This window comes from Nocardioides sp. (assembly GCF_030655615.1).
In the GTDB taxonomy this organism is placed as follows: domain Bacteria; phylum Actinomycetota; class Actinomycetes; order Propionibacteriales; family Nocardioidaceae; genus Nocardioides.
The window spans coordinates 1-10,200 of record NZ_JAURVJ010000153.1 but is presented as its reverse complement, the minus strand read 5'-3'; the positions used below and the strand labels follow the sequence as shown (position 1 = coordinate 10,200).

Annotated in this window: 10 protein-coding genes; 4 read left to right on the top strand and 6 right to left on the bottom strand. The window is 70.7% G+C overall.

What is annotated here, in order from left to right:
• Positions 1-136: 136 nt before the first annotated feature.
• The gene (gene glf, locus Q7T52_RS12775; protein WP_304803055.1) at positions 137-1,372 is read right to left on the bottom strand and encodes a UDP-galactopyranose mutase; all 1,236 of its coding nucleotides are present in this window, start codon (positions 1,370-1,372) and stop codon (positions 137-139) included.
• Positions 1,373-1,498: 126 nt separating this feature from the next.
• Here glf and Q7T52_RS12770 point away from each other — a divergent pair, with 126 nt between their 5' ends.
• Positions 1,499-2,569 (top strand): phosphatase PAP2 family protein, encoded by a 1,071-nt coding sequence (locus Q7T52_RS12770; RefSeq protein WP_304803053.1) that lies wholly within the window; start codon positions 1,499-1,501, stop codon positions 2,567-2,569.
• Between the two features lie 481 nt (positions 2,570-3,050).
• On the opposite strand, the gene Q7T52_RS12765 is transcribed toward Q7T52_RS12770, so the two are convergent.
• Both Q7T52_RS12765 and Q7T52_RS12760 read right to left on the bottom strand, forming a co-directional pair.
• The gene (locus tag Q7T52_RS12765; RefSeq protein ID WP_304803051.1) at positions 3,051-3,965 is read right to left on the bottom strand and encodes a glycosyltransferase family 2 protein; all 915 of its coding nucleotides are present in this window, start codon (positions 3,963-3,965) and stop codon (positions 3,051-3,053) included.
• Positions 3,962-4,870: a glycosyltransferase gene (locus Q7T52_RS12760; protein WP_304803050.1), complete on the bottom strand. Its 909-nt coding sequence runs from the start codon at positions 4,868-4,870 to the stop codon at positions 3,962-3,964. The genes Q7T52_RS12765 and Q7T52_RS12760 overlap by 4 nt, the downstream gene beginning before the upstream one ends.
• Positions 4,871-4,892: 22 nt before the next feature.
• On the opposite strand from Q7T52_RS12760, the gene Q7T52_RS12755 reads away from it, so the two are divergent.
• The gene (locus tag Q7T52_RS12755) at positions 4,893-5,675 is read left to right on the top strand and encodes an inositol monophosphatase (protein WP_304803048.1); all 783 of its coding nucleotides are present in this window, start codon (positions 4,893-4,895) and stop codon (positions 5,673-5,675) included.
• Here the strand turns inward: Q7T52_RS12755 and Q7T52_RS12750 are convergent.
• From Q7T52_RS12750 to Q7T52_RS12740, 3 genes are all read right to left on the bottom strand, one after another.
• Complete coding sequence (locus Q7T52_RS12750) at positions 5,668-6,207, bottom strand: Uma2 family endonuclease (RefSeq protein ID WP_304803046.1); 540 nt, start codon at positions 6,205-6,207, stop codon at positions 5,668-5,670. The genes Q7T52_RS12755 and Q7T52_RS12750 overlap by 8 nt on opposite strands.
• 79 nt (positions 6,208-6,286) lie before the next feature.
• On the bottom strand, positions 6,287-7,756 hold the full coding sequence (locus tag Q7T52_RS12745; RefSeq protein WP_304803044.1) for an LCP family protein: 1,470 nt from the start codon (positions 7,754-7,756) through the stop codon (positions 6,287-6,289).
• Between the two features lie 140 nt (positions 7,757-7,896).
• Positions 7,897-8,397: an acyl-CoA thioesterase gene (locus tag Q7T52_RS12740; protein ID WP_304803043.1), complete on the bottom strand. Its 501-nt coding sequence runs from the start codon at positions 8,395-8,397 to the stop codon at positions 7,897-7,899.
• A gap of 43 nt (positions 8,398-8,440) precedes the next feature.
• Here Q7T52_RS12740 and Q7T52_RS12735 point away from each other — a divergent pair, with 43 nt between their 5' ends.
• Positions 8,441-9,736: an LCP family protein gene (locus Q7T52_RS12735; RefSeq protein ID WP_304803041.1), complete on the top strand. Its 1,296-nt coding sequence runs from the start codon at positions 8,441-8,443 to the stop codon at positions 9,734-9,736.
• Between the two features lie 22 nt (positions 9,737-9,758).
• Positions 9,759-10,200, top strand: a 442-nt coding sequence (locus Q7T52_RS12730) for an enoyl-CoA hydratase-related protein (RefSeq protein WP_304803039.1), incomplete at its 3' end; no start/stop codon positions are given.

Here is a 10,200-nt window from a genome sequence, read left to right as displayed (position 1 = left end):
TCGGCGTCGAGCACGGCGGGCTCGGGGTCGACGTAGAGCGCGAGGACGTCGAAGTCGCGGTCGGTCGGCATGATCTGCCGCTGGAGAAGACGTCGGGCCATGGGCTCGGCCTGGTCGGTGACGGTCGCTGCGGTGCTCATTCGTCCACTCCTCCGCTGGTCAGCGGCGCCCCGTCCGCGAAGTGCGGACGCAGCTTGTTGTCGTACATCGACAGCGCCGACCCGATCGCCATGTGCATGTCGAGGTACTTGTAGGTGCCCAGTCTGCCGCCGAACAGCACCATGGGCTCCTTCTTGGCCAGCTCGCGGTACTTCAGGAGCTTGGCCCGGTCGTCGGCGGTGTTGATCGGGTAGTAGGGCTCGTCGTCGTCCTCGGCGAACCGGGAGTACTCGTGGACGACGATCGTCTTGCCGGGCAGGTAGGTGCGCTCGGGGTGGAGGTGCTTGAACTCCAGGATGCGCGTCCACGGCACCTCCTGGTCGTTGTAGTTGACCACGCCGGTGCCCTGGAAGTCGTCGACGTCGAGCGTCTCGGTCTCGAGGTCGACCGTGCGCCACGACAGCCGGCCCTCGACGTTGTCGAAGTACTCGTCGACCGGGCCGGTGTAGACGATCGGCACCTTGCCCTTGTAGCGGGCCGCGACGCCGTTGGCCGGGTCGAGGAAGTCGGTGTCGAGCTGGACCGTGATGCCGGGGTGGTCGGCCATCCGCTCGAGCCACGCGGTGTAGCCGTCGGTCGGCAGGCCCTCGTAGGTGTCGTTGAAGTAGCGGTTGTCGAACGTGTAGCGGACCGGGAGGCGCGTGATGATGTCGGCGCTCAGCTCGGTCGGGTCGGTCTGCCACTGCTTGGCGGTGTAGCCCTTGACGAAGGCCTCGTAGAGCGGGCGCCCGATGAGGCTGACCGCCTTCTCCTCGAGGTTGGTGGCGTCGGCGGTGGCGATCTCGCTCGACTGCTCGGCGATCAGCGCCCGGGCCTCGTCGGGGGTGTGGCTCTTGCCGAAGAACTGGTTGATGAGCGCCAGGTTCATCGGGAACGAGTAGACCTGGCCCTGGTACTTGGCGAAGACCCGGTGCTGGTAGCCGGTGAAGGTCGTGAACCGCGTGACGTAGTCCCACACCCGCTGGTTGGAGGTGTGGAAGAGGTGGGTGCCGTACTTGTGCACCTCGATGCCCGTCTCGGGGTCGATCTCGGAGTAGGCGTTGCCGCCGAGGTGGTAGCGGCGCTCGAGCACCAGCACCTTGAGGCCGAGCTCGGTGGCGCAGCGCTCGGCGATCGTGAGGCCGAAGAACCCCGAGCCGACGACCACGAGGTCGGGCAGGTCGTCGAGGTCGTCGGGCGGGCCGGGCTCGGCGCTGGGGGTGGCAGCAGACACGATCGATGAGTCTACGGACGGCGGGGCCCCGCGCCCGAACCCGCCGCGCCACCGACCTGGTCACATGTTGCGGAGCCGGCGATGCAGATACCGAGATTCGGACCGTTTGACTCTAGGATCGGTGGTATGGAGGAGTCTCGACAGCACCTGGGGGTGCGCGGCGCGCTGGAGCGCAACTTCGGCTACGCCTGGGCCGCCGGCATCGCGATGGCCATCGCCACCGTGCTGTTCTCGGTGGTTGCCGAGCTCCCGATCCGCGACCCCGACAGCCTCGTCCCCGGCTACATCCGGTTCCCGGCCATCGTGCTCGGCGCCGTCGCCCTCGACGTGGTGCCGCGACTCGTCGCCCGGGCCCGTAGCCGCTTCTCGACCTACGGCGAGACGCTCCGCGCCATCCTGCGCGAGCGCTGGACCCGCGCCCACTGCCTCTTCGCCCTCGGCGGCGTCGGCGCGTGGTACCTGACCTACGCGACCTTCCGCAACCTCAAGAGCTTCGTCCCGTTCGTCAACAGCCACAACTGGGACACCCAGCTGCGCCACCTCGACCAGGAGCTGTGGTTCGGGCACGACCCGGCCGTGGTGCTCCACAACCTCTTCGGCACCGGCTGGGCCTCCCACTTCTTCTCGGGCGTCTACTTCGTGTGGATCGGGCTGGTCCCGATCAGCATCGCCATCGCCCTCGTCTGGACCCGCGCCACGACCGCCGGCTCCTGGTACGTCACCGCCGTCGCCTTCGACTGGATGCTCGGCGCCGCGGTCTACCTGATGGTCCCGTCGACCGGTCCCGTCTACACCGCCGCCCAGCGCGGCCAGTTCGACGGCCTCGCCCACACCTACAACACCGAGCTCGCCGACGGCCTCTGGGACGACCGCGTCGCCGTGGTCGGCGATGTCTTCGGCTCCGGCACCCTGCAGACGATCGCGGCCTTCCCGTCGCTCCACGTCGGCATCATGGTGACGATCTGCCTGATCGTGCAGTACGTCGGCCTGGCCCGCTGGATCCGCGTCGTCTCGTGGGTCTTCCTCGGCCTCACCGTCCTTGCCACCCTCTACCTCGGCTGGCACTACTTCGTCGACGTCATCGCCGGTGCCGCCGTCGGCTCCGTCACCGTCTGGGCCGCCGCCCTCGCCACCGGCAACCACGTCGGCCTGCGCCCCAAGCTCAAGCGCGAGTCCGACCAGCTCGTCGACGCCTGACCCCGGGGCTTACACGCCGGCTGAGGTGCGAGCGAAGCGAGCCTCGAAGCCCATTTCTCTCGTCGGGTCACGCTGTGTCCGGGTCCGTGAGCCACCGTTCCGGGCAATCTCAGGCCCTGGTTCGGTGGCTGCCGCACCGCCGGCCCGGGCCGGCAAGCCCGCGAGGTGAAGTTCTATGACGAATCTCCCGGTTCTGTGCCGAAGCTTCGTACGAGAACCGGGAGACACGTCAGACAAGCGTGACCAGTGGGACACATGAGGGCTGTCCGCGCTTGACGAGGGCGCGGCGGAGCCCGCCCTTGTCTGCGCCCTGAAGCATACCGGGAGAGGCTCGCTGTCAAGGACGCCGAAGGCGCCGCGCAGCGGCGCGAGCGAAGCGAGCGTCCTTGACAGGGAGGCCCGGGATGCTAGGCGCGCGGACAGCCCGACAACGAATAACCCCAAGTCGAGCGAGACCAACCCGAACAAGACCAAGCCGAACTCAAGGCCGCGCCTCTACCGACAGCTCAGCCAACCCCCGCGAGTCCCGGACGGCCCGCAGGACGTTGCGGGCCTCGGCCCGGCCACCCCGGAGCGGGCTGACCAGCACGACCGCGAGCGCCACGGCCCAGGGCTTGGCCCGGACGAGCGCGTTGGCGCCGTAGCGGCGGTGGACGACGAAGAGGTTGCGATACATGTAATAGCCCTTCCACCCCGCCAGGTCGTGCTGCTGGCTGAAGTCGAGCTGGCGGACCAGTACGGCGTCGCGGACGGCCCAGATCCGGTGGCCGGCGCGGCGGGCGCGGAGGGCGTAGTCGACGTCGTCGTAGAAGATGAAGTAGGCCGGGTCGGGCAGGCCGATGGCCGTGACGACCTCGCGCCGCACCAGGAACCCCTCGAAGGCGACGTTCTGCACCTCGACCCGCTCGGGCATCGCCGCGCGGGTGCCGTAGGCGGTCTCGACCATCTCGGTCTTGGGCCGGATCACCCAGGCGTGGTCGAGGTCGAAGCGGGTCGCGGCCTTCTCGACCAGGGCGCCCGACAGGTCCTCGCGCACCGAGGTCAGACAGGCCTCGTCCTGGGCCATCAGGACCGCGAGGCAGTCCGGGGCGGGGACCACGTCGTCGTCGATCAGCCAGATCCGGTCGTGGCCGCTGGCGTACGCCGCCCGCACGCCGGCGTGGAACCCGCCGGCTCCCCCGGTGTTGTCGTCGAGGTGCACGCGCTCGAGGGTCAGGGTGTCGGGTCCGGCGTCGAGGACCTCGCGCGAGTGGTCGCTGCTGGCGTTGTCGACGACGACGACGAGGCCGGGCAGGTGGGTCTGGGCGGCGAGGCCCGCGAGGACCCGCGCCAGCAGGTCGGCGCGGTTGTAGGTGACGACGACGACGGCGACGGTCTCCGGTCGGGCGCCCGTCACGAGAGGTACCTCCGGTGGCCGGTGAAGTCGCCGCGCAGCCCGGCGTACGCCGCCCGCGCGCTCATCGGGATCCGGCCGGGCTGGCGCCGGGTGAGGAGGTAGAACCAGACCGTCTTGACCCAGAACATCAGCACGTGCGGCCAGCCGCGGTAGGTGCGCAGGTTGACCGTGTTGTTGCGGGCCATGCAGTAGTGCTTGAGCTCGCTCGGCGTGTGGTTGTAGGTCGTGCGCCCGCGCATCATCGGGGTGCCGAGGTCGTCGGTGGCCGGGTGCCGGAACCGCGCGGCGACGACGGTCGCGATGCGCGCGCCGTCGCGCTCGGCGCGCCAGAGGTACTCGACGTCGTCGCCCCAGATGAAGAACTCGGCCCGCGGCACGCCGATCCGCTCGACCAGGTCGCGGGTCACCAGCACCCCGTTGAACGGGATCACGACACCGGGGACCAGGCCGTCGCGGGCGGCCGCCTCGACCTCGGACATCCGGTGCACGACGGTGGTGCCGCCGGGCAGCCGGATCGGGAAGCAGAGGCGGGAGGGGTCCTGCTCGGCGAGGACGGCCGGTCCCCAGAAGTCGAGGTCACCCTCGTGCTCGAGCAGCAGCCCGAGGCAGTCGGCGTCGGGGAGTCCGTCGTCGTCCATCAGCCAGGCCAGGTCGGCACCACGCTCCATCGCCCACGTCAGCCCGTCCGCGAACCCGCCGGCGCCGCCGGTGTTGTCGGCCAGGGTCCGGGCGAGCACGCGGTCGGTCCCGTCCTGGCCGCGCAGCCACTCCCCCGTGCCGTCGGTGGACGCGTTGTCGACGACGAGGATCTCGGCGACCTCGGGCACCTCGCGGAGCCGGGCGACCAGGCGTCGCAGGAGGTCGAGGCGGTTGAACGTCACCACCACCGCCACCACCTGTGTCACCCGGCAACCCTAGTGTGGACACGTGGACACCGATGACATCACCGCCCTGCTGCAGGACGTGGCGGCCGAGGTGATCACCCCGAGGTTCCGGTCGCTCGACGCCGACGAGATCAGCGAGAAGAGCCCCGGCGACCTGGTGACCATCGCCGACCGCGAGGCGGAGGTGCTGATCACCAAGGCGCTGGTGGCGGCCTACCCCGAGGCCGTGGTGCTGGGCGAGGAGGCCTCCGCGGAGGACGCGTCGGTCCTCGAGCGCTACGCGTCCGCCGAGCACTCCTTCACCGTCGACCCGGTCGACGGCACCAAGAACTTCGTCCACGGCTCCCCCGACCACGCCGTGATGGCGTCCGAGCTGCGCGGCGGCGAGGTCGTCCGGGCGTGGATCTGGCAGCCGCAGCACGAGCTGATGTATGTCGCCGAGCGCGGCTCGGGCTCGTTCCGCAACGGCGAGCGGCTGACGACCACCCCGCCGGCCGGTCCGCCGGAGGGCCTCGACGTGCGCACGTCGCGGCGCTCGTGGGTCGGCCGCCGGCTCGGACCGTTCCCCCGGCTCGGGCTGAGCTGGGTGTCGTGCGGGATCGACTACCCCCGGCTGGCCGAGGGGGCGTGCGACGCGCTGCTCTACAAGTCCACGAAGCCGTGGGACCACGCGCCGGGCCAGCTGCTGCTGAGCGAGGCCGGCGGGGTCCTGCTCCACCGCGGCGGGACCGCCTACGACCCCCGCTTCACCGCCACCGACTGGCTGGTGGCGGCCGCCGACCGGGCGACGTACGACGCCGTCGACGAGGGCTGGGACGTCACCTGACGAGCAAGTCCGGGACCACCGTGACCGGGAACGGCCGCTCGACCGTCAGCGCCTCGGCCCCCGTGGCCCGGCCGACCTCGACGTAACGGTCGTCGACGAGCTCCCAGGCGATGATGGACGGCTCCGCGGGGTCGACCACCCAGTAGGACGGGACGCCGGCCTTCTCGAAGCTGCTCCGCTTGAGGCCGAGGTCGATGTGACGGGTGCTGGGCGACAGGATCTCGACGGCCAGCAGTGGGACGCCCTCGTGGTCGAGGCCCGAGACCTGCGAGGACGTCGTCACCAGCAGGTCGGGCTGCACCACCGTCCGCTCACCGAGCGTGACGTCGAGCGGCGCCACGAAGATCTCGAACCCCTCCGGACACGCTGCCTCGATCAGGTGGTCCAGCCGGCGCTGGGCGCGCTGGTGCGGGACCTTGGGCGACGGCGTCACGATGATCGACCCGTCGACCAGCTCGTAGCGGTTGCCGTCGTCGGGCATGGCGTCGAGATCGGCGCGCGTGAACTCACGTCCCCGCGGCAGCGTCGTCATGACGACCATCGTGCCTCCTTCCTGCCACGGCGACCAGGGTGCACCACGCCCGCGCGACGCGCGGGCGTCATCCACAGCCCTAGCAGGAGGCGGCGAGATCCTCGGCCTGGTTGGCGGCGTAGCCGTCCTTGAGCGTGCCGACCGAGCCACCGGTGACGGCGCCGGTGTCGGTGCCGGTGTCGCTCGCCGCGGCCTTCCTGCGCTTCTGCGACGCCTTGGCGTCGCCCTCGGAGCGGTCGATCGCCTCGGTGATCTTGCGCTGCACGAGCTTGATGTCGGGGTGGGCGGTGACGATCATCGGCGGCACGAGCGAGACGCTCGCGACCTTCTGGTCCTTGGCCTTGAGGGCGAGGTCGAGGAACGTGTCGACCTCGGAGGCCGGCAGGTTGGTCTTGACCATGTCGGAGGTGGCCTTGGCGATGCCCTCGAAGTTCTTGAGCGCCGAGGCGGGGCTGACCTGCTGCAGCATCGCGCTCATCACGCACTTCTGCCGCGCCATCCGCGAGTAGTCGTCGGAGCCCTGGCGGGCCCGGGCGTACCAGAGCGTCTCGAAGCCGTCGAGCTTGCGGTGACCGGCCTCCACCTCGCCGGTGACCTTGTCGCCGGGCAGGCCGATCGGGATGGGCTGGCGGACGTTGAGGGTGACACCGCCGACCGCGTCGACGAGGTTCTTGAAGCCTTCGAGGTTGACCATCGCCCAGTAGTTCATCCGGAGCCCGGTGATGCCCTCGATCGCGGAGATCGTGGCGTCGACGCCGGGGTCGTCGGAGTCGGGGAAGAGCTCGGTGTTGTCCTGCGCCCAGGTGCTGACGCCGTTGAGCATGCAGTCGTCGCAGTCGAACCCGTCGGGGAACTGCTCGGCCATCACCGAGCCCTTGCGGAACGGGAAGTTCGACATGTTGCGCGGCAGGCCGATGAGCACCGTCCTGCCGGTCTCCTCGTCGATCGAGGCGACGGTCATCGAGTCGGTGCGCAGGCCCCAGCGGCCGGCACCGGAGTCGCCGCCCATGAGGAGGACGTTGTAGCGGCCGTGGTGGGCGTCGCTGGCGACACCGTCGCCGAACGTCGCCAGGATGAAGTCGCGCTGGACCGCGACGATGTGGGCGCTGAAGAGCAGGATCCCGGCCACGCCGAGGGCGAGCATCCCGTTGACACCGATCGCGAGCCGGCGGTGGCCCATCGAGTAGCTCAGCGGCTGCCCGATCCGCCAGGCGTCGAAGAACAACGCCGCCCAGCCGATGGCGGCGGCGATCAGCGTGAGGTTGAGCCAGAACAGCATCGTCGTGTTGACGGCCATCTTGAGCGCCATCCCGTGGTCGAGCCCGACGACCAGGAGGACGAGGAACGCCACCGCCAGCAGCCCCAGGTAGGTGCGGAACGCGACCAGGCCGACCTTGCGGTTGCCCGCGACCAGCTGGGCGGTGCCCGGGGCCACGAGCGTCATGGCCATCAGCGACAGCGCGCGGCGGAAGCGCACCTGGGCGGCGCGCTCCGCGACCGGGGTCGCGGACAGCGTGCTCAGGCCGGAGGGAGCAGACAGGGCAGACATCAGGGGGAAGTACTTTCTGCTGGGGAAGGAAGCAGACTGTCCGCCAGTATCACCAGTCACACCCGTCACAGGCGTCATGACGCGCCGGGACGTCCCGGTTGGCCGTTCCGCGAGGGCCGGCCCGCGGGTCAGCCCGCCGGTCAGGTCGCCCGGCTGGTCTCGATCTCCTGCTTCTTGGCCAGGCGGTGGGCGCGGCGGATCTCGGCCTCGCGGCCCCGGCGTACCTCGTCGGCCGACTCGATCACCAGCGGTGGGATCTGGCGGGGCGCGCCGTCGGCGTCGATGGCCACGAAGACGAAGTAGGCCGACGCGACGTGCACCGTCTCGATCGAGGGGTCGTTCCACGGCTGCGCCTCGACGCGTACGCCGACCTCCATCGACGTGCGGCCGGCCCAGTTGACCTGGGCGTAGGTCCGCAGGATGTCGCCGACGTGCACCGGAGCGAGGAAGGCCATCTCGTCGAGCGCCGCGGTCACGGCGGGGCCGCCGCTGTGGCGCTGCGCGACGGCACCGGCGGTCGAGTCGGCAAGCTTGACGATCTCGCCGCCGTGGATGTTGCCGAGCAGGTTGGCCTCGCGGGCCGACATCACGACCCCGAGGGACACCCGGGCGAAGGACGGCGGGCGGCCCTGGTCGGTCATGGCGCCGACCGTAGCGCCCATCGGCCCGGTAGCGTCTCGCGACATGACTGATCGCCCGGGCAACGGGGGTCCCGGCGAGGGGCCCGAGTTCGGCTGGCTCTACGGCCGGCCGCCCGGTAGCGACGAGCAGTCCCCCGAGGCCACCCGCAAGATCCCGGTGCAGCCGCGACCGGGCCAGTCGGGCGGCCAGTCGGGTCCGCCCACCGAGAACCTCGGCCGTCGCCTCCCGCCGCCGGCCGCCCAGCAGCGCACCGACCCGCGGCCGCCGGTGCCCGCGCCCACGCCCTACCAGCCGGGTCAGCCCTACCAGCAGCCCTACGGGCAGCCGCCGCAGCAGCCGCCCGGTCGTCCGGGCCGCGCGGGTGGTGGGTTCTGGGCGCGTCGGCTGCGCCGGCCGGGGTTCTACGTCCGCACCGTGCTGGTGCTGCTCCTGCTGTGGGTGACCTACATCGTGGCGGTGCCGTTCATCACCTGGCAGAGCGCCGAGCAGGTCGCCTTCGAGCCCGACGGTGACCGCCCCGCCGAGCAGGACGGGACGACCTACCTCCTCGTCGGCAGCGACTCGCGCCGCGACCTGAGCGCGGCCGAGCGCAAGAAGCTCAGCACCGGCAACCCGCAGTCGGAGCTGACCGACACGATGATGCTGCTCCACACCGGCGACGGTCCGAGCGTGCTGTTGTCGATCCCGCGCGACACGCGCATCGACCGGCCGTTCTTCTCCGGCAAGATCAACGGCGCCTACGGCCGCGGTGGCGCCGCGCTGCTGACGCGCGTGATCGAGACCGAGACGGGCATCCGCGTCGACAAGTACGTCGAGATCGGGCTCGGCGGGGTCGCTGACGTCGTCGACGCGGTCGGCGGCATCGAGGTGTGCCCCGTCGAGCGCATCAAGGACCCGCTCGCCGGCCTCAACATCCGCAGGGGGTGCCAGGAGATCAACGGGACCAAGGCCCTGGCCTACTCGCGGTCGCGCAAGCAGTCGGCGCTGGGCGACCTCGAGCGCGTACGCCGCCAGCGCGAGGTCATCGGCGCGATCGGCGACAAGGTCCTCTCGCCGTGGTCGGTCGTCAACCCGGTGCGCTGGTGGAAGCTCAACAAGGCCGTCCCGTCGTTCTTCGCCTTCGGAGAAGGCATGAGCTCGCTCGACGCGAGCCGGTGGGCGTTGGCGATGAGCAAGTCCGGGGGCACCGACAACCTCACCTGCACGATGCCGGTGACCGACGGGTCGGCCGAGACCTGGGACCGCGACCGGGCCGACCCGCTCTTCGCAGCGATCATCGACGACGACACCGACAAGATCACCAAGAAGCAGTGCACCCCCAACGGGATCGTGCGCTGACGCTCGGGTAGACATGGGGACCGTGACCTACGAGACCCTGGATTGGTCCGTCGACGCCGACGGCGTCGCGACCCTCACGCTCGACCGGCCCGACGCGCTCAACGCGTTCGACCTGACCATGGCGCGCGAGCTCCTCGCCGTCTTCACCACCGACGCCCTCGACGACGCCGTCCGCGCCGTCGTGGTCACCGGGTCGGGCCGCGCGTTCTGCGCCGGCATGGACCTCTCGGCCGCGGGCAACGTGTTCGGCCTCGACGAGAGCCTCGAGGTCACGCCCGAGTCGCTCCGCGAGCACTTCGACGACCCGGCCTACGACGACGGCGTGCGCGACACCGGCGGCAAGGTCACGCTAGCGATCCACGCGCTGCCCAAGCCGGTGATCGCCGCGATCAACGGCCCGGCGGTCGGCATCGGCGCGACGATGACCCTCGCCATGGACCTGCGCCTCGCCTCGACCAAGGCGC